The sequence below is a fragment of the Niallia taxi genome, from assembly GCF_004005475.1.
Classification (GTDB): domain Bacteria; phylum Bacillota; class Bacilli; order Bacillales; family Cytobacillaceae; genus Niallia; species Niallia taxi.
The window spans coordinates 424652-441293 of the sequence record NZ_RZTZ01000002.1; the positions used below are offsets into that span (position 1 = coordinate 424652).

Below are 16642 nucleotides of genomic sequence, written 5' to 3' on the forward strand. Positions count from 1 at the left end.
GGAGGGATGAAAATGTCTAGAATTTTATCCATTGTATTGATTGGTATAGGTGGTTACATGCTATTAACTAGAAGATACCGCATTTTGAACACTGTATTGAAAAGCCCGATTGTCAGACAATATTTAATAAAGATTGTTATGAATTTTCCAGGCTTGCGCAATAAAATGATGGGCAATGTATTTTCTAAGCCTACTGTGTACCAATAAGTAAAAAAATACCCCCAATCAAAGATAGATTGGGGGTATTTTATGTTTACCATATAAAAATGAATATGCTTCATCATCCAGCAGAGATTTGCTGTCTTAAAATAACAGGCTCATTTTCTGCTGTTGTGAAGACCACTAACAGATGATCCTTCGCCAGTAAAATGACAGGAATAGTGCTTCCAATCGGTTTTGTGACAGTGCCATCCTCTTTTGTTATTCCCAGGAAATAATTTTTGTATAGACCTTCTGTCAATTGTCCGATAATTGTCGCCGTCTGAGCCTGTGTAAATCCTGGAAATGGTTTGTCATTATAGGCAGCAAGGTCTGTTAGTAAAATTTTATTAGGATAATCCGCTGAATTAACAGAAAAATGCTTTAGCGCATCCTTTACATGATAATTAATAACATCCTCTGTTTCTTTATCTAGTAATCCTTTCCATTCCTTTTGTGCCTCTGATTGAGGTGTGGCAAAACTGAATGCACCTTTATCAAACTTAGAGTTAACTACATACATATGGTTGGAGGAAAGCTTCTGAGAGCTAAAGATACGATCCTTTTCATCATGGATTTCGGCATAATGGAAGGCGATAGCTTGAAACAGTCTGCTTTCTCTTTCTACAACCGTTTTATCCTCTTTCAGCTCCATCGTATTTTGCTTCCAAGCACCCATTGTGTTTAGCAAACGTCCGTTTGCATAGAGCAGTCCCATGTTTTGCCTTAAGTAAGCTTTTTTATTAACATTGCTCTTCGTTTCCCAAAGAACGCTGTATTCGTCATATCTTTGTTTCCCAAGCTCCAAATTAGTTGCTGCAGTTGGAAAAGAAACACTTGTATCAATTGGGAAATAAGTTATGCTTTCTTTAGCAATTTGATTTTGCTGAAAAAAATAAACAGAACTAATAATAATAACTAATGATATGGTTAAAACAATATAATCCTTCTTCAAAATAAACACCACTTTTCCCATTGGATAAACGTAAAGGACAACCTTTTTCATTTGTTACAATATATGAAGAGAAAGAGGCAGAAATTCATTGTTTTTTTACGTTTATTTATTGGAGCAGTGCTGACTAGAGCAATATCTCGTTCTTGAGTAAAAACGACTTTTCAATTATACTAAAAAATGAAAACGATTTAATGAGGAAGGAATTCCCGTAACCAGGGAAGGTTTTAGGGCGCAAAATGAAAACGATTTACGATGTGCAACAATTTTTGAAAAGGTTCGGAACGATCATATATGTAGGAGACAGATTAGGTGATTTGGAGCTTATGAAGGCAGAATTAAATGATCTCTCTCATACAGAAATAATTGAAAAACAAGATTTTGAGATGGCTGTTTTACTATTAAATCAAGAAATACAGAAATTAAAAGAGAAGCAGAAATAGAAATAGATTGGGGAGAATGCAAATGCAGGAAAAATGGGTGGTTGGAATCGACTTAGGCGGTACGACAGTAAAAATTGCTTTCTTAACAATAGATGGTAGTATGATTGATAACTGGGAAATTCCTACTGATAATTCAAATGAAGGTGCAAATATCACTGGTGATATCGCAAAGTCTATTAATGAGAAACTAACGGAATGGAAGCACAACAAGGAAGATGTGCTAGGCGTCGGAATGGGAGCTCCTGGTCCATTTGATTATGAAACAGGCGTCATTTATAATACGGTTAATTTGGGCTGGCCAGATAATTTTCCACTAAAGGAAAGCTTAGAAAGAGATCTCGACTTGCCTGTCATCCTTGATAATGATGCAAACTGTGCTGCTCTTGGTGAAATGTGGAAGGGTGCTGGTGAAGGCTATAAGAATCTTGTCTGCGTAACATTAGGCACAGGAGTTGGCGGCGGTATTATTGTTGATGGAAAGATTGTACAAGGAGCAAAAGGTGCTGCTGGTGAGATCGGTCATATTACATCAATAGTGGAAAATGGCGCACCTTGCAACTGTGGAAAATCAGGCTGTTTGGAAACTATTTCTTCAGCAACAGGAATTGTTCGAATTGCAAAAGAAAAGCTTGCAGAAAATCCTAACAGCAGTTTGCAGAAAATTCTCCAAGACAATGGCAGCCTTTCTGCAAAGGATGTATTTGATCAAGCAAATGCTGGAGATGTGCTAGCAAATGATGTTGTTTCTTTTGTAGCGCTTCATTTAGGTCTGGTCCTTGCTAATATTGCTAACACATTAAACCCAGAGAAAATAGTGCTTGGCGGCGGTGTTTCAAAAGCAGGAGATGTTTTGTTAAAGCCTGTTAACGAGTACTTCAAAAAGTACTCCTTCAGTGCTGTTGCACAGTCAACTGTAATCGATGTTGCTACATTGGGGAACGCTGCAGGTGTTATTGGAGCAGCCTTGCTTGCAAAAAAATAAAATATTCAGTTGAATTTTGATAACCTCAAACTATTATGCGATGTAACAAATGGTTCTCGTAATGGTTTGGGGTTTTTTGCTGTTTTTTTTCAGAGCAAACTACTGTGGCGGACGCTCATCTCCTTGACCCCGCAGGTGAAGATGAGTTAAGTGTTGATGCGTTTCTTCAGTGAAAGGAAGGGGATTTAAAAATAAGTTCAATTAATTTAGAAGCTAATGATTTTTATAGTCATAATTCTTGTTGTGATATAACCTTTTTTTATGCTCAAGAGGAGGTATATGATACAATTGGAATAAATTAGGTTTTTGTTGATAATTGAATGATAAGAAAAAGAATCGTTTTCATTCTCCCGTCATAAGTATATACAGATGAAAGGAGTGTATATTTATGGAGGTTGTGGCAAGGAATGGTGACACTCTATCGTATTACAGCAGGCTGTTTATGATACCAATCCAGCTGCTTATTGACAGCAATTCAGCTTGCAATCCAGAAAGCCTTAAAAAAGGAGATTGCATAAAAATCCCCGGGTTTGAAGCAGAAACGCTCCATTTACAGGATGGAGATGCATTATGGAAAATAGCAGGAAACAGAAATATTTCAGTAGATAGTTTGCTTTTACTAAATCAAGCTTTAAGCATGAAGGATATGCATGCTGGAACAGCAGTAATTGCTCCAAAAAGAGTCATGCAAAAATCGGTGGATGCAAGAAAGAAGTACGATTCACAAGCATTAAGAAACGACTTAGAAAAGCTAAAGGAGCATTTTCCTTTTATTCAAATAAACATCTTAGGGAAAAGTGTTCTTGAAAACGATATATATGAAATTAGAATTGGCCGTGGAAGCAGAAAAGTACATATGAATGGAAGCTTCCATGCAAATGAATGGATTACTTCGGCAATCTTGATGTCGTATGTTAATGATTATCTGTTGGCTGTTACAAATGGTGGTAAAATCAATAATTTAGAAACATTTCCTATATATCAACATGTAGATATCTCGATTGTACCAATGGTTAACCCTGATGGAGTCGATTTGGTTCTTAACGGACCCGATGAGCGTGTCCGCGATAAAGTAGTTAGAATAAACGAAGGCAGCATGGACTTTACAGGATGGAAGGCAAATATAAACGGAGTGGATTTGAATAACCAATTCCCTGCGTTTTGGGAAATAGAGAAGGAAAGAAAGGAACCGAAAAGCCCTGCTCCACGTGATTATCCTGGGGAGGCTCCTCTTTCAGAGCCTGAAGCGAAAATCATGGCAAAGCTGGCAGAAGAACGAAAGTTTAACAGAATGATTGCTTTCCATACACAGGGGAAGGAATTCTATTGGGGATATGAAAATTTCGAACCGTCAGAATCAGCAATGCTTGCAAATGAGTTTGCCAGGCTAAGTGGCTATAAAGCAGTCCAAAATGTCGATAGTCATGCTGGCTATAAGGACTGGTTCATTCAGGAATTTCGGCAACCAGGCTTTACCCTTGAATTGGGGAAGGGGATTAACCCGCTTCCATTATCACAATTCGATGATATTTATAAAGACGTGCTTGGAATATTTTTGGCATCCTTGTATTTGTAAAATCTACTTCATAAAATAAGCGGAAATTATAAGAAATGGTCGAATATGTTCACACTTTTTATGTTAATATTCAAGATAGTGAACTGCTAGAAAACATAATAAAAGGGTGTGAAAAGGATGGTATGCCTTTCAAAGAGAAATGTGCATGGATTATTTCTTCTCTTGCTCATTTTCACACTTGTTTTATCTGGATGCTCCCATAAACAGAAGGAAACAACGAGTAAAGAGGATGAGAAAGACAATCAAAAAAAAGAAAAAATACAAGCGTTGGCACTGCCAATGCAAGCTGAAAATGGGGAACTTTTGGAAGTGTCTGGATGGCTTGATGACCGTACAATTTGCTATATAAGCAAGGGCGATAGTTATTATGTTTTTAAATATGATATTTATTCAGGCAAGCATACACTTTTGTATACAAGTGAGAATGAAATATCTGCCTTGAAAATTAGTCCTGATTATTCGAAGCTGCTTGTTTTTACAAATGAAGAAAATTATCAAGGAACGATAGTAATTTTAAACAATGAGGGAGAACAGCTTTTTTCTAAACAACTTAAAAGCTATGAAGCAGAATTTGTCTGGAATCCTTTTGATGAAGATAAGCTGTTAGTTTCTTCCTTTACAAAGGAGTGGGCCAGCAGTTCTCATCTGCTGTCCATTCAAAAAGGAACATTGGAAGAAGTAAGTCTAGATAATCCGTTTATTGTTTGGACAGACAAAGAAACCTTCGCTTATTTAGGCTGGCAGGAGGATACGGCGTCTATATCTTCACCAGTAACAAGTAAAAATATTTATACTGGTGAACAATCGGTATTAGAAAGCGACGCCTACTCTATCGGAAGTAAAGGCTCTTCCGTCTTCACCATCTCAGATGATCCAGAAAATATGCAAAAGGCTCACTACACCTTTTATAATAAGCTGAAAGCAACATCAGAGATTTCTCTGCCGCGGTTGTCTAATTTTTCGGATTGGCTTATCCCATACTATGATATTGCTGGCGATAAGATGTACACCTTTTATCCCGAAGAGTCAGGAGATGCAACGACATATACGGGAGCGTATACTTTTGTTACCATTGATATGTCAAGCGGGGAAACAGAGAACGTGATAAAAAAAGACTTGGAGAACGAGCCAATCAGCATTTCACCTGATGGAAAATGGTCTTTATATGGATTTTATATGGAAAATATTATAAATCTTGAAACAGGGGAAATCATTCCCCTGTTTTAATGTTTATATAGTAGATGCTTGAGATTCGTTATAAATTATGACATTATTAAGAATACAAACTAAGTGACAAAAGGAGTTTTTTTTGAATGGCAATAGTAGATGTAACAGTGATACCTATCGGAACAGAATCACCAAGTGTCAGTGCGTATGTAGCAGATATACAGAAGGTGTTAAAATCATACGAGGAAAAAGGGGCAATTAGATTTCAGCTGACACCAATGAATACAATAATAGAAGGAGAATTGCCTGTCTTGTTTGAAGTAATCCAAGCGATGCACGAGGTACCATTTTCTAAAGGCTTGGTTCGTGTCGCAACAAATATCCGAATAGACGACAGACGTGATGTAAAAAGAAAGATGGAAGAAAAAGTCGACAGAGTTCTAAGCCATCTGCAAGATTAATAAAAGGAATGTGGTGACATAAATGATTCAATATAAACAGATGCCATTAGGACCAATACAAACAAATTGCTATGTAATTTGGAATGAACAAAAGGAATGCTTGATTGTTGACCCAGGCGATAATGGCGCGAAAGTCATTAAAACGATTGGGGAAATGGGTGTGCAGCCAATTGCCATTCTGCTTACACATGCTCATTTCGATCATATAGGTGCTGTAGAAACAGTTCGTAACGAATTTGGAATTCCTGTTTTTATACATAGTAAAGAAGATAATTGGCTTACAGATCCGAAGTTCAATGGTAGCTCTGCCTTTAGACTGCCAAATCCTGTTGTTTGTGAGCCTGCAGACCATTATTTGGACGAAAATCCTGCAATGACGATAGGCAGCTTTACTTTTGCTGTTTTGGAAACTCCTGGTCATTCGCCTGGTAGTGTGACATTTTATTTCGCAGAAGAAGGTGTAGCTTTTTCAGGTGATGCATTGTTTTTTGAAAGCATAGGCAGAACAGATCTCGCAGGAGGAAATCAGCGTACATTGCTTAACAGCATTAATGACAAGCTGATATCATTGCCGGAAGAAACAGTGATTTTATCAGGGCATGGTAAAAGCACAACAATTGGTCACGAAATGGATCATAATCCTTACATTAATGGATTTTAAAAAGACAAGCGGAAAGGGATGCCTATCCGCTTGTCTTTTTCATTTTCAGTTCATTATGTGAGAAGGTTCACATACATGTGCTTTATACGCACATTGTTGACAGCCTGAAAGCATATTTTGCCGTTCTGATAAGCGGACATCTGGGAACACAGCTTCAAACATGCCAATAAAAAACTGTTGATGCATCATGCACACCTTATCTTTATTCAGCTTTGCTGTTTCCTTGAAGGGGCAGTTAAATACTTCGAAATAGATGCTAGATTCCTCTTCATCCCATTCAAGTTCAGGCTTCAATCCTGCCAATATGGCTGCATGCTTTAATAGTTGGATTTTATCTTTGTTAGATAATTCATCGATACTGCTTGATAAGCGGTGAAGCTCCTGCCCCATCATTTCCTTGCCGAAGGAGTATCCGGTTTCATAAAGTGCTTTGCTGCCTTCTGGACCAAGCTTCTCTAATGATTGAAGCAAAATGCTGCTTAAAAGCTGGTAGTTCCGAAAAGGAAAGCTTAATTGGATAACCTCTGCTGACAGGCGGTATAATTTGCTTGGCCGGCCACCTCTGCCAGTTTTCTTTGTTTCAGCATACAGCATACGCACATCCTCGAGCTTGGAAAGATGGAGTCTTGCTACATTAGGGTGAATAGAGAATTTGTCGGCTATTTCCTGAACAGTCACATCACGATGACAGTTAGTAATATACTGATAAATATAAAATCGAGTTGGATCTGATAATACATTTGTGATTTTTAATGTATGTTCCATAAGTATTTACCTCCTGGAATTTCAGTATTTTTGTTCATTATAATATAGTAAATCACCATATCCACCGTACTAACTATTTGTTTTTAAAAAGTTCACATCTTAGAAAATAATTTTTCACAAAATAGTCACTTTTACAGCATTTGTACAATTTTCATATTGTTAACCTTTTTGCCAAGGACAAAAAAAGGTACAAAAAGCTACGCTTTTTGTACCAGACTGGGCTAGCTGGATTCGAACCAACGAGTGACGGAGTCAAAGTCCGTTGCCTTACCGCTTGGCTATAGCCCAAAATATTCCCTTTGTATTTATATTATGGATATATTGTTATTTCTTTATACCCGTCATTTTTTAATAAACATAAGAAGTACCGATGATGATCAAAAGAATGAACAACACAACAAGCAACGCGAAACCTCCGCCGAATCCAAAACCTGCTTCTCCCATTTCTGTGCACCTCCACTTTTTAAAACATAATGTATCGTATGCCCTTAGTGGATGTCCTGTTTTCTAAATAGGCTCTTTCTTGGCAAAATAGACATATGCCTATATAAAAGAGCTGCTGATTCATCAGCAGCCCGCTGTATTATTTATCCTCTTTGTGTATCTTTACATGCTTTGGTCGTTCAGGGTAGGAAGCTTCATTAGCTTTTGGTGCGGTAAGGGTGTTTCTTTTATCCAAAACTTTTCCTGAAAACTCAACTGGATCGCGTCTATCCATTCGAAAACCACCTCCTCTTTATAGAATGGTCAATGTGGACAACGTAATGCATTGAAAAAAGGAAAAAAAGAATGAAAAAATGGGAAAATTAAAAAGGTATTTAGCAAATATTGTCGAAATTTACATATAACCAAAAAGGAAAGGATGTGCAATTTTTATTGATCTCCATTGAAGCTTTAGCAAACCGACTCATAAGGGAGGCTGTTGAAGCGAATGCAACAGATATTCATATTGTCCCCAAAAAGAAAGAATCCCACTTGCAATTTCGCATTTCTCACTCCTTATATCACAGAATGACATTGCCTCAAGCTCAATGTGACAGACTAATTTCACACTTTAAATTTACTGCATCAATGGATATTGGTGAAAGACGACGGCCGCAAAGCGGAGCTATCAGCACCAAGCTAAATGGTCAGGACATTAGCCTGAGACTCTCCACATTACCTGCAACTCCACATGAAAGTCTTGTTATTCGTTTACTTGCTGACAACAGCACCATTCCAATCGACAAAATTTCTTTATTTCCAAACACTTCAAAAAAACTGCTGTCACTGCTGAAATATGCACATGGCCTTGTGCTATTTACAGGACCGACTGGATCAGGCAAAACCTCCACATTATACTCCCTTCTAAACAGCAATTCCCATCTTTACAAGCGAAAGGTCATAAGTCTTGAGGACCCCATTGAAAAACCACAGGATAATGTTCTGCAAGTGCAAGTAAATGAAAAAGCCGGAATTACGTATGCTTCTGGCCTGAGGGCTATTTTACGCCATGATCCCGACATTATTATGGTCGGAGAAATAAGGGATGCAGATACTGCCCGGATAGCTGTAAGGGCATCGCTGACAGGGCATCTTGTTCTTGCCACCATGCATACAAGGGATGCAAAGGGGGCTATTTACAGATTGATGGAATTCGGCATCAGTAGGGTAGACATACAGCAAACCCTTATAGCTGTCACAGCGCAAAGATTAGTGGAGCTAGTCTGTCCGTATTGCAGCACTGATTGTCCGCCTTTTTGCTTCAGCGACCAGCATCGCAGTAAAAGGGCAAGTGTATTTGAAATAATGACAGGAAAGCTTATCCAATCGCTTCTTGCTGAAACCTATGTTCAAAACTTGCAGCCCAAACCTGCATTAAAGGAGGCAATCGGCAAGGGGATTGCATTAGGCTATGTAAAGGAGACTGAGTATGCTCGCTGGATTTATGAAGATTAAGAAGGACAGCTGGAGTTTACGCGAACAATCGCTGTTTTTAAAATGTATTGGCGAGCTGTTAACACAGGGCTATTCCCTTTCGGAAGGTGTCCGCTCAAGTGTTCATTATCTCCCTGCTGATAAACAGGAGGATATTATGTCGGTTCTTGGGTCATTGAAAGGAGGGAACTCCTTTTGCGATAATCTGGCAAGACTAAAATTCAATCAGCAGACGATTAGTTATGTTTATTTCGCTGAAAAACACGGTGGATTTGCGAAGGCATTTCTTGATGCCAGCAACATTATGCAAAACCGGCTGCGAACGCTGCAACAACTTAAAAAAATTCTTTATTACCCCCTCTTTCTAGTCCTTTTCACCATCATTTTGTTCTATTTTGTCCATCAAGTTTTATTGCCCCAGTTTTCCTCCTTATTTTTATCAATGAGTGTAGAAACAAATTTATTTATGTCCTTCATAATAGGTGCAGGCAGAGCAATGCCTTTTGTATTGCTGTTAATTGGTACCTTTCTCCTGTCATTACTCTACTATTACCTTCGAATTTTCCGCAAAAAAGATTCTTTGGAAAGGCTGCGGCTTATGGCGGCTATTCCAGTCATTGGCAAGGGCTTTTCTCTTTATTACACCTATATTTTTTCCTTGCAGCTGAGCCATTTGCTGCAAGGTGGATTTTCCATCTTCGAATCTCTCAAGTTCTTTCAGGAAGCCAAAGAGAATGCTCCCCTGGCACTTGCTGGTGAGAAAGTCATAGATCATTTGAAAAAGGGAGAGAGGATGGAGCAGGCATTTTTATGCCTTACTTTTTTAGAAAAGGAATTTTGCAGGATTTTGCAGCATGGACAAGAAAACGGCAAGCTGGATCAGGAATTACATTTTCTCAGCCAATTTTGTATGGATAGCTTGCAGGACATGGTAAATCGTCTCATGAGGAAAATACAGCCAGTTATATATGCCGTTATCGGCATCTTGGTTATATCAATTTATTTGGCCGTTTTGCTCCCGATGTTCCAACTATTGAATGGTTTATGAAAGGAGAAAAAATGAAAAACGAAAATGGGTTTACTTTAATAGAGATGATGATTGTTTTGTTAATTATCTCCATTTTATTAATTGTAACATTACCAAATATCACGAGGCATAATTCAAAAATCAATTCGACAGGCTGTGAGGCGTTTATCAAGATGGTGGAAGCAGAGGTTCAAGCCTATTATATCGACAACAGCAGCTATCCTGACTCTACGGAGGATTTAGTTGCAGAAGGCTACTTAAAAGAAGGTCAGACGACTTGCCCTAATGGAAAGGCGTTATCGATAAATAATGGCTCGGTAAATGTGCAGCAATGAAACAAAAATTAACCGAGTCTGGTTTCACCTTGCTAGAGATGCTAACAGCTTTATCCATTCTACTTGTTATCCTGGCGGTCATTCCGATGCTGTTAAGACCACAATACGAGCTGCTCCAGGAAAGAACCTTTTTTACTCAGTTGCAGACAGATTTGTTATATGCTCAAAATTATGCATTATCCCATCAAAAAATTATCTATGCTCAATTTAATCCGATGGAGAAAAGATATTATTTTCGTGCTGATTTGAAAACTGGAATGATTGTGGACAGGCATTATCATGAGAGCATTACAATAAATGAAGATTCAACTCCAATAAATTTTACTATAACGCCAAGCGGGAATGTATCTAAGTTTGCTTCATACCGAATAAGTATTGGAGAAAATAAATACATTTTCACGATTCAAATTGGAAGAGGGAGGTCGTATGTTAAAGAACAGTAAGGGGATTATTTTGCCTGAGTTTTTTCTTGCCTTTAGCACATGGCTGGTTATTGCCTTCCTTTTTGTACCGGCTTATATGCAGCTGCATATGCAAATGAAGGCAATCGAACATGATCTGCTGGCACATCAGCTTTTATATGAAAGCTTATTGAAATGGAAGGCAGAGGATGTCTTTATGGAGAGCCATATTATAAAGGAAGGTAACATCATGTTCAGATTCAGGTGGGATGAAGGGAAGGAGGCGTGTATAGAGTATGAGGGGGTATCGGAAAAAACAACCCAGGTTTGTGAAAACATATAAGGGGGAGACAGGCTTTATTTTGGCAGAAATGCTTGTTGCCTTGTCGTTATTTTTAATAATATGCGCCTTTTTTCCTCTTACCGTAAAACTTATTACAGACGGCAGTTCTGTTTCCCACAGTCTTCGTAGTCTTGAGTGGGACGTTTTTATTCATCAACTCAAAAAAGAGGTTCGTTTGGCTACAACTGTGCGCGTATCAGAACAAAAGCTGAATTTAACGGTAGAAGGAGAAAATGTTCAGTATGAGAAATATGAAAACAAAATAAGGCGGAGAGTGAACGGCGCTGGACATGAGGTATGTCTTCAGGAGGTAGAGAAGGTAGAATTTGAAGCAATAGAGAGTGGTGTGAGAATACTAGTGACAGATACTTCGTGGTATAAAAGAAATGCAGCAGCCCGTTCCTTTTTGAGCCTGAATGAGGCTGGACTGAAATGAGGAAGTGTCAAAAAGGGTTTATCTATCCTGTAACCTTATCTATTTTCCTGCTTGTCCTCAGCTGTTTTTTGGTGATAATCAGTCTGTATTTGACCGAAAAAAGAATGTATCACAATTCGAAGGAGCTTCTTGTTCAGGAATATTATTTTATGAGTTCAGTAAAGGCTGTCGAGAAGGAGCTACAAATGGGCGAATATGCGAAACAGGGAACACTTCAATTAGTAAAGGGTGCGGTCGATTATTCGGTTGAACAAACGACAGATACTATATTAAAGGTAGAATACCGCCTCCACACAAAAAATGTTGAAACGGTTGGTTACAGTTATTTTGACAGGCTTGAAAACAAAATGACAAAGTGGGTCGAGGCGAAGTAACGTATAAAAGAAGCAGTTACCGGATACACTAACTTCTAAAAGGACGATGTAGGTGATTTATGAAAACAAATGATTATGTAAAATATTTAACGCAAACATTTGTGCAATACATGGATCAGCCGAGGGAAGAACGAAAAAAAATAAAGCAAGAAAGACGGGTAAATAAAGAGCCCTTCATGCTTAGATGGTTCGGCATTCTTCCATATGTATTTGCCTATTTCTTCAAGAAGAAATACTGACAAGAAAAGGATGAATCCTAAACAGGATTCATCCTTTATTACATTGCCTCGGAAGCTAGATAGAATAGCCCGCCATTTATAATGGAAACATTGACTTTCGGCTCATATTGCTCTTTTAATGCAAGTCTTTCCATTTCAAGGCTCTCAATAAGCTCCTCCTCCGCATCCTCATAAAAATGCTCCAGCAAATTTAAGTCCTTCGCCCATCTTTCCCTTGCATCTGCAGCCCATTGATGATCTTCCTGCAAAACAGCTTGTCTAATTGTGTTTTCAATCCGAATCATCCCACTTTTGGGCATGATCAGTGGGGAAAGTGTAAAGCAGTAGTCCGGTATTTTAGCAGAAAGATTAAACTTCTGGACTGTTTCATGAAAATTATCAACAAGCTGACCATTGATAAGCTGTAATCCAATCGACCGGAAAACATCTCGTTTGCGGTCACATTGATAGGAAATCTTCACATTCATGGAAAGCCAAGGCTTCAAGGCTACATGTTTACTCATTTGGCCTGGAATATTTTCATATAAACGAATATAACCAGACAGCTTTTTGGCGCATGCAAATAGTTGATGCAATCTAGGTGAACCAAAATGAATTAACTCTCCCTTTAAATCCTTTGGTGCATGATTAGGATCTGTAATTAATGTAAGTCTGGCAGGATTGGGAACCCCGCCAGTTTTTTCTAAGTAATGCCAATAAAAGGGGCGATTCATCAGCTCTTTATCTAAATCAATGGTTAATTGCACAATCATATAGCCTTGTTGGTCTTCAACAAGCTCACAATCATTAGCGAGAAAAAAACGTTTAAGAAATTGATGAATTTCCTGCTGCTTCATAACTATCACCATCCTTGAGATTTTGGGCAAATTCAATCATGCTAGTCAGGTTATCCATTTTGATTCTCATTTCGCCTTCTGAGTTGGAATTAACAAAAATATCGTTCATATAATCATCCATATTGCCGAAATCAAGCTTTGTCAGAATATCGTCTAAGTCTCCGATAACTTTTTCAAACAAGTGAATTTTTTCATAGAGCAATTTAAGAATATGATCTTCTACAGTATCTTTAATGGCGAAATTATAAATCATAACATCCTTTTTTTGTCCAAGTCTGTGAATCCGGCCGATTCGTTGTTCAAGCCGCATTGGATTCCACGGAAGATCGAAGTTAATAATATGGTTGCAAAATTGCAGGTTTATTCCTTCACCGCCAGCCTCTGTTGCTATCAAAACTTGCGCATGGTTTTGGAATAAATCCCGCATCCAGTCCTTTTTGCCGCGTTTGAACCCGCCTCTAAACGGTACAGAAGTAATACCATGCTGTTTTAAATACCATTGAAGATATAATTGTGTCGCTCTGTACTCTGTAAAGATAATTACTTTATCATCTGCCCTTTTTATGATTTCAAGGGCTTTTTCGGCCTTGGAATTTTTTGTAATAGCATTGATTTTGCTTGTTAACAGATTGATCGTATCCTGAAATTCCTGAGAAGGATTTTCGGTTTTTTTCATCATGTTTTGTATAGTATAATAGACGGATTCTCTGCTGCTGCAAGCTTCCCTTTGTAAGGTAATCATAGAAAAAGGACTCCTTGTTCGAGCGGCATTGTCATCTGCCTCATAGCCTTTAAGCGACTCTATCGTGTCATAAAGAGCTCTTTCCTCCTCTGTAAATTCGATTGTGACAGCCTCAACAACCCGTTTCGTCCATTCGATGCCAGTATCACTTCTTCTGTTTCGAATCATTACTTTATTTACAAGCTCTTTTAAATGCTCATCATCATTAACAGAACGGGAATCCTTTTTATATTTTTCATAGAAGGCTGTCTCACTCCCTAAATGTCCAGGCTTCAATAAGGAAACGAGGTTGAAGATTTCACTTACCCTGTTTTGAATAGGGGTAGCCGTAAGTAATAGACAGAATTTCTTTTTTAGATTTTGGACAAATTCATAGTTTTTTGTCTTATTATTTTTTAATTTATGTGCTTCATCTATAATGACAAGGTCGTAGTCGAGGCTATTAATTATTTCCCGGTGTGGAGCTCTTTTAGCTGTATCAATAGAAGATACGACAATATCACATTGCTCCCAAACATAGCTTTTCCGTTGTGATACTGCAGGGATAAAAAACTTAGTATTTAGCTCTATTGCCCATTGCGTAACAAGGGAAGCTGGAACAAGAATCAATACCTTTTTCACCAAACCACGAATCATGTATTCCTTTAAAATAAGCCCTGCTTCAATAGTTTTTCCAAGTCCTACTTCATCAGCCAAAATTGCCTTTCCGTTCATATCCTCAATCACCTTTTTCGCAACCTCAAGCTGATGTGGCAATGGGGTTAAATCAGACAGGTGTTTCGGTGCCTGCAAGCCTTCGAATTCAGGAATGATGGTATGCTGCTCTACTTCTAATGCTAATTGGTACAGTTCCCAATTTGCCCATGGTCCATCATCATTCATACGTTTCGGCAATTCTTCATTCCATAATTGATCAAAGTTGATTTGGATTGTCATTATGCTTGCATCCTTTCTTGTTTGTTAAGGAAAAAGATAAAGCCAAGCAAGTTGGCTGAATTATTGAAAAATATTTAAAAATCATAAAAAAGTTATTGCCTTGATAGGATTGCAAATGTTAGGATGAAGGTGTAAAACGTTTTCTGTTTTGTAGTGATTTTTAATTTTTTATATGCAAAACATGAACGAAATTAGTAATAATATATATAAATAATCGTCTTTATTTGGCATAAAGCACATAAAGATTTTTTCATAGTTACATATTAGTATGGCCATAATGCAGCAATCTATCCATTTACAAGAAGAAATGCTTCAAAAAGCCAACAAGAAACTGGCACATTACCGTATATTTTATAAATTACATATAAATATAGCGGATGATAAATAGGGGAGAGACTACGTATGTAGCGCCGAAGGAGCAAGCAAAATTTTGTGAATCTCTCAGGCAAAAGAACTCTATTTTGACGCAGCTCTGGAGAGTGCTGGGATTTCGATACTAATCTGAAATCAGCTGAAGTAATTTTGCGCATACTTCTGCCAGCCACCAAAGGGGACACCCGATTCATTCGGCAAACTTTCAGGTGCAAGGACAGAGACCTTTCTTTATCCAAGGATAAAGGGGAGGTTCTGTCCTTTTTTGCGTACTCTTTTTTTATAAGTACACATGCCTTCCTTGGATAATCATTTAGCGTAGTCAGAAATGTTCTATATGCTTTTAACAAATTCATTTGGAAATGGGGATGAAGGGATGAATGAATTAAAACAAACCCCTTTGTATGATTTATACAAGGAGTACGGTGGCAAAACAATTGATTTTGGGGGATGGGCGCTGCCTGTTCAGTTTTCGAGCATAAAGGAAGAGCATGAAGCGGTTCGTACGAAGGCTGGATTATTCGATGTTTCCCATATGGGAGAGATTGAGGTGAAAGGCAAAAATAGTTTGGACTTTCTCCAAAAAATGCTGACAAACGATGTTTCTAAAATACAGGCTGGCAAAGCACAATATTCAGCAATGTGCTATGAAAATGGCGGAACGGTTGATGACCTACTTACATATAAGCTCGGTGAGGATCATTATTTATTGGTTGTGAATGCATCCAATATGGAAAAGGATTTTGCATGGCTAGCAAGCCATGTGGAAGGAGAAGTGGAGCTTTCAAATCTTTCTGGTGACTATGCTCAATTGGCTTTGCAAGGCCCACTGGCAGAAGAGACGCTAACAAAACTTGCTGCTGAAAATATAGGGGATATTGGTTATTTCCAATTCCGGTATACAGCCATAGCAGGTAAGGATGTCCTTTTATCGAGAACAGGATATACAGGAGAGGATGGCTTTGAGATTTATTGCAGCAGTAATGATGCTGTGCACCTTTGGAAGGAAATATTACACGTTGGCAAGGATTCCGGTGTGCTTCCATGCGGTCTTGGCTCAAGAGATACTTTAAGATTTGAAGCAACTCTAGCATTATATGGTCAAGAGCTGACAAAGGATATTTCACCATTGGAGGCTGGCATTGGGTTTGCTGTTAAATTGAACAAGGAAGCAGACTTTATCGGGAAAGCGGCTTTATTAAAGCAAAAGGAATCTGGTTTGCAAAGGAAGCTTGTTGGAATTGAAATGATCGACAGAGGAATTCCACGCCATGGCTATAAAGTTTATAACAATGGCCAAGTGATAGGGGAAGTGACAACAGGCACGCAGTCACCTACTTTAAACAAAGCAATCGGGTTGGCCTTGATTACGAGTTCTTTTGCTGAAGCAGGCAAAGAGGTAGAAGTGGAAATTAGAGGGAAGCTTGTAAAAGCGAAAGTAACAGCTACTCCATTTTATAAAAGGAATAAAGCTTGAAC

Annotated in this window: 22 protein-coding genes, 1 tRNA gene and 1 riboswitch; of the genes, 16 read left to right on the forward strand and 7 right to left on the reverse strand. The window is 38.2% G+C overall.

Annotated features, from left to right (window positions below; all coding sequences use genetic code 11):
* Positions 1-12 precede the first annotated feature (12 nt).
* Complete coding sequence (locus EM808_RS06935) at positions 13-207, forward strand: hypothetical protein (protein ID WP_127737456.1); 195 nt, start codon at positions 13-15, stop codon at positions 205-207.
* A 73-nt stretch (positions 208-280) separates the two neighbouring features.
* Here EM808_RS06935 and EM808_RS06940 read toward each other — a convergent pair whose 3' ends face one another.
* Positions 281-1153 (reverse strand): hypothetical protein, encoded by an 873-nt coding sequence (locus tag EM808_RS06940; RefSeq protein WP_127737457.1) that lies wholly within the window; start codon positions 1151-1153, stop codon positions 281-283.
* A gap of 236 nt (positions 1154-1389) precedes the next feature.
* Between EM808_RS06940 and EM808_RS06945 the strand changes: the two genes are divergently transcribed.
* From EM808_RS06945 to EM808_RS06970, 6 genes are all read left to right on the forward strand, one after another.
* On the forward strand, positions 1390-1593 hold the full coding sequence (locus EM808_RS06945; RefSeq protein ID WP_127737458.1) for a YqgQ family protein: 204 nt from the start codon (positions 1390-1392) through the stop codon (positions 1591-1593).
* A 22-nt stretch (positions 1594-1615) separates the two neighbouring features.
* On the forward strand, positions 1616-2575 hold the full coding sequence (locus EM808_RS06950; RefSeq protein WP_127737459.1) for an ROK family glucokinase: 960 nt from the start codon (positions 1616-1618) through the stop codon (positions 2573-2575).
* Positions 2576-2963: 388 nt separating this feature from the next.
* On the forward strand, positions 2964-4151 hold the full coding sequence (locus EM808_RS06955) for a M14 family metallopeptidase (RefSeq protein ID WP_127737460.1): 1188 nt from the start codon (positions 2964-2966) through the stop codon (positions 4149-4151).
* A gap of 117 nt (positions 4152-4268) precedes the next feature.
* Positions 4269-5378, forward strand: a complete 1110-nt coding sequence (locus tag EM808_RS06960) for a YqgU-like beta propeller domain-containing protein (protein ID WP_127737461.1) — start codon at positions 4269-4271, stop codon at positions 5376-5378.
* An 86-nt stretch (positions 5379-5464) separates the two neighbouring features.
* Positions 5465-5779, forward strand: a complete 315-nt coding sequence (locus EM808_RS06965; protein ID WP_127737462.1) for an MTH1187 family thiamine-binding protein — start codon at positions 5465-5467, stop codon at positions 5777-5779.
* A 22-nt stretch (positions 5780-5801) separates the two neighbouring features.
* Entirely contained in the window at positions 5802-6440 is a 639-nt protein-coding gene (locus EM808_RS06970; RefSeq protein WP_328590370.1) for an MBL fold metallo-hydrolase, read from the forward strand.
* Between the two features lie 45 nt (positions 6441-6485).
* Here EM808_RS06970 and EM808_RS06975 read toward each other — a convergent pair whose 3' ends face one another.
* The 4 genes from EM808_RS06975 to EM808_RS29475 form a co-directional block, all read right to left on the reverse strand.
* Entirely contained in the window at positions 6486-7205 is a 720-nt protein-coding gene (locus EM808_RS06975; RefSeq protein ID WP_127737463.1) for a helix-turn-helix transcriptional regulator, read from the reverse strand.
* 216 nt (positions 7206-7421) lie between these two features.
* Positions 7422-7493: transfer RNA gene (locus EM808_RS06980), tRNA-Gln, on the reverse strand.
* Positions 7494-7553: 60 nt separating this feature from the next.
* Positions 7554-7649, reverse strand: a complete 96-nt coding sequence (locus tag EM808_RS06985) for a YjcZ family sporulation protein (protein WP_127737464.1) — start codon at positions 7647-7649, stop codon at positions 7554-7556.
* A gap of 139 nt (positions 7650-7788) precedes the next feature.
* Positions 7789-7923: a hypothetical protein gene (locus tag EM808_RS29475; RefSeq protein WP_259347260.1), complete on the reverse strand. Its 135-nt coding sequence runs from the start codon at positions 7921-7923 to the stop codon at positions 7789-7791.
* A gap of 158 nt (positions 7924-8081) precedes the next feature.
* Here EM808_RS29475 and comGA point away from each other — a divergent pair, with 158 nt between their 5' ends.
* Genes comGA through EM808_RS07025 form a run of 8 tightly spaced genes read left to right on the forward strand, consistent with a single transcriptional unit; the run spans position 8082 to position 12277 of the window.
* Positions 8082-9143, forward strand: a complete 1062-nt coding sequence (gene comGA, locus EM808_RS06990; RefSeq protein ID WP_127737913.1) for a competence type IV pilus ATPase ComGA — start codon at positions 8082-8084, stop codon at positions 9141-9143.
* Positions 9118-10170 (forward strand): competence type IV pilus assembly protein ComGB, encoded by a 1053-nt coding sequence (gene comGB, locus EM808_RS06995; RefSeq protein ID WP_127737465.1) that lies wholly within the window; start codon positions 9118-9120, stop codon positions 10168-10170. The genes comGA and comGB overlap by 26 nt, the downstream gene beginning before the upstream one ends.
* A gap of 11 nt (positions 10171-10181) precedes the next feature.
* Positions 10182-10484 (forward strand): competence type IV pilus major pilin ComGC, encoded by a 303-nt coding sequence (gene comGC, locus EM808_RS07000; RefSeq protein WP_127737466.1) that lies wholly within the window; start codon positions 10182-10184, stop codon positions 10482-10484.
* Positions 10481-10927, forward strand: coding sequence for a competence type IV pilus minor pilin ComGD (gene comGD / locus EM808_RS07005; protein WP_127737467.1), 447 nt, complete (start codon positions 10481-10483; stop codon positions 10925-10927). The genes comGC and comGD overlap by 4 nt, the downstream gene beginning before the upstream one ends.
* Positions 10911-11228, forward strand: coding sequence for a hypothetical protein (locus EM808_RS07010; RefSeq protein WP_127737468.1), 318 nt, complete (start codon positions 10911-10913; stop codon positions 11226-11228). Before comGD ends, EM808_RS07010 begins: the two co-directional genes overlap by 17 nt.
* The gene (comGF, locus tag EM808_RS07015; RefSeq protein WP_127737469.1) at positions 11182-11664 is read left to right on the forward strand and encodes a competence type IV pilus minor pilin ComGF; all 483 of its coding nucleotides are present in this window, start codon (positions 11182-11184) and stop codon (positions 11662-11664) included. Before EM808_RS07010 ends, comGF begins: the two co-directional genes overlap by 47 nt.
* The gene (gene comGG / locus EM808_RS07020) at positions 11661-12038 is read left to right on the forward strand and encodes a competence type IV pilus minor pilin ComGG (protein WP_127737470.1); all 378 of its coding nucleotides are present in this window, start codon (positions 11661-11663) and stop codon (positions 12036-12038) included. Before comGF ends, comGG begins: the two co-directional genes overlap by 4 nt.
* Before the next feature lie 59 nt (positions 12039-12097).
* Positions 12098-12277 (forward strand): YqzE family protein, encoded by a 180-nt coding sequence (locus tag EM808_RS07025; protein WP_127737471.1) that lies wholly within the window; start codon positions 12098-12100, stop codon positions 12275-12277.
* 38 nt (positions 12278-12315) lie between these two features.
* Here EM808_RS07025 and EM808_RS07030 read toward each other — a convergent pair whose 3' ends face one another.
* Together EM808_RS07030 and EM808_RS07035 are read right to left on the reverse strand one after the other, a co-directional pair.
* On the reverse strand, positions 12316-13113 hold the full coding sequence (locus tag EM808_RS07030; protein ID WP_127737472.1) for a YqhG family protein: 798 nt from the start codon (positions 13111-13113) through the stop codon (positions 12316-12318).
* Positions 13082-14791 (reverse strand): DEAD/DEAH box helicase, encoded by a 1710-nt coding sequence (locus EM808_RS07035; RefSeq protein WP_127737473.1) that lies wholly within the window; start codon positions 14789-14791, stop codon positions 13082-13084. The genes EM808_RS07030 and EM808_RS07035 overlap by 32 nt, the downstream gene beginning before the upstream one ends.
* A 377-nt stretch (positions 14792-15168) precedes the next feature.
* A riboswitch (glycine riboswitch) is annotated at positions 15169-15258 on the forward strand.
* A 281-nt stretch (positions 15259-15539) separates the two neighbouring features.
* Between EM808_RS07035 and gcvT the strand changes: the two genes are divergently transcribed.
* Positions 15540-16640 carry a glycine cleavage system aminomethyltransferase GcvT gene (gcvT, locus tag EM808_RS07040; protein WP_127737474.1) on the forward strand — a complete coding sequence of 367 codons (1101 nt, stop codon included), beginning with the start codon at positions 15540-15542 and terminating at the stop codon, positions 16638-16640.
* Positions 16641-16642: the final 2 nt, after the last annotated feature.

Bases quoted from the DNA above. Each gene is read 5' to 3' on its own strand.
- comGC (WP_127737466.1), top strand. From the start codon at position 10,182: ATGAAAAACGAAAATGGGTTTACTTTAATAGAGATGATGATTGTTTTG.
- EM808_RS06965 (WP_127737462.1), top strand. From the start codon at position 5,465: ATGGCAATAGTAGATGTAACAGTGATACCTATCGGAACAGAATCACCA.
- EM808_RS06950 (WP_127737459.1), top strand. From the start codon at position 1,616: ATGCAGGAAAAATGGGTGGTTGGAATCGACTTAGGCGGTACGACAGTA.
- EM808_RS06970 (WP_328590370.1), top strand. From the start codon at position 5,802: ATGATTCAATATAAACAGATGCCATTAGGACCAATACAAACAAATTGC.
- comGB (WP_127737465.1), top strand. From the start codon at position 9,118: ATGCTCGCTGGATTTATGAAGATTAAGAAGGACAGCTGGAGTTTACGC.
- EM808_RS07035 (WP_127737473.1), bottom strand. From the start codon at position 14,791: ATGACAATCCAAATCAACTTTGATCAATTATGGAATGAAGAATTGCCG.
- EM808_RS06975 (WP_127737463.1), bottom strand. From the start codon at position 7,205: ATGGAACATACATTAAAAATCACAAATGTATTATCAGATCCAACTCGA.
- gcvT (WP_127737474.1), top strand. From the start codon at position 15,540: ATGAATGAATTAAAACAAACCCCTTTGTATGATTTATACAAGGAGTAC.
- EM808_RS07025 (WP_127737471.1), top strand. From the start codon at position 12,098: ATGAAAACAAATGATTATGTAAAATATTTAACGCAAACATTTGTGCAA.
- EM808_RS07010 (WP_127737468.1), top strand. From the start codon at position 10,911: ATGTTAAAGAACAGTAAGGGGATTATTTTGCCTGAGTTTTTTCTTGCC.
- EM808_RS06985 (WP_127737464.1), bottom strand. From the start codon at position 7,649: ATGGGAGAAGCAGGTTTTGGATTCGGCGGAGGTTTCGCGTTGCTTGTT.
- EM808_RS07030 (WP_127737472.1), bottom strand. From the start codon at position 13,113: ATGAAGCAGCAGGAAATTCATCAATTTCTTAAACGTTTTTTTCTCGCT.
- EM808_RS06955 (WP_127737460.1), top strand. From the start codon at position 2,964: ATGGAGGTTGTGGCAAGGAATGGTGACACTCTATCGTATTACAGCAGG.
- EM808_RS06945 (WP_127737458.1), top strand. From the start codon at position 1,390: ATGAAAACGATTTACGATGTGCAACAATTTTTGAAAAGGTTCGGAACG.
- EM808_RS06960 (WP_127737461.1), top strand. From the start codon at position 4,269: ATGGTATGCCTTTCAAAGAGAAATGTGCATGGATTATTTCTTCTCTTG.
- comGF (WP_127737469.1), top strand. From the start codon at position 11,182: ATGAGGGGGTATCGGAAAAAACAACCCAGGTTTGTGAAAACATATAAG.
- EM808_RS06935 (WP_127737456.1), top strand. From the start codon at position 13: ATGTCTAGAATTTTATCCATTGTATTGATTGGTATAGGTGGTTACATG.
- EM808_RS29475 (WP_259347260.1), bottom strand. From the start codon at position 7,923: ATGGATAGACGCGATCCAGTTGAGTTTTCAGGAAAAGTTTTGGATAAA.
- comGG (WP_127737470.1), top strand. From the start codon at position 11,661: ATGAGGAAGTGTCAAAAAGGGTTTATCTATCCTGTAACCTTATCTATT.
- comGD (WP_127737467.1), top strand. From the start codon at position 10,481: ATGAAACAAAAATTAACCGAGTCTGGTTTCACCTTGCTAGAGATGCTA.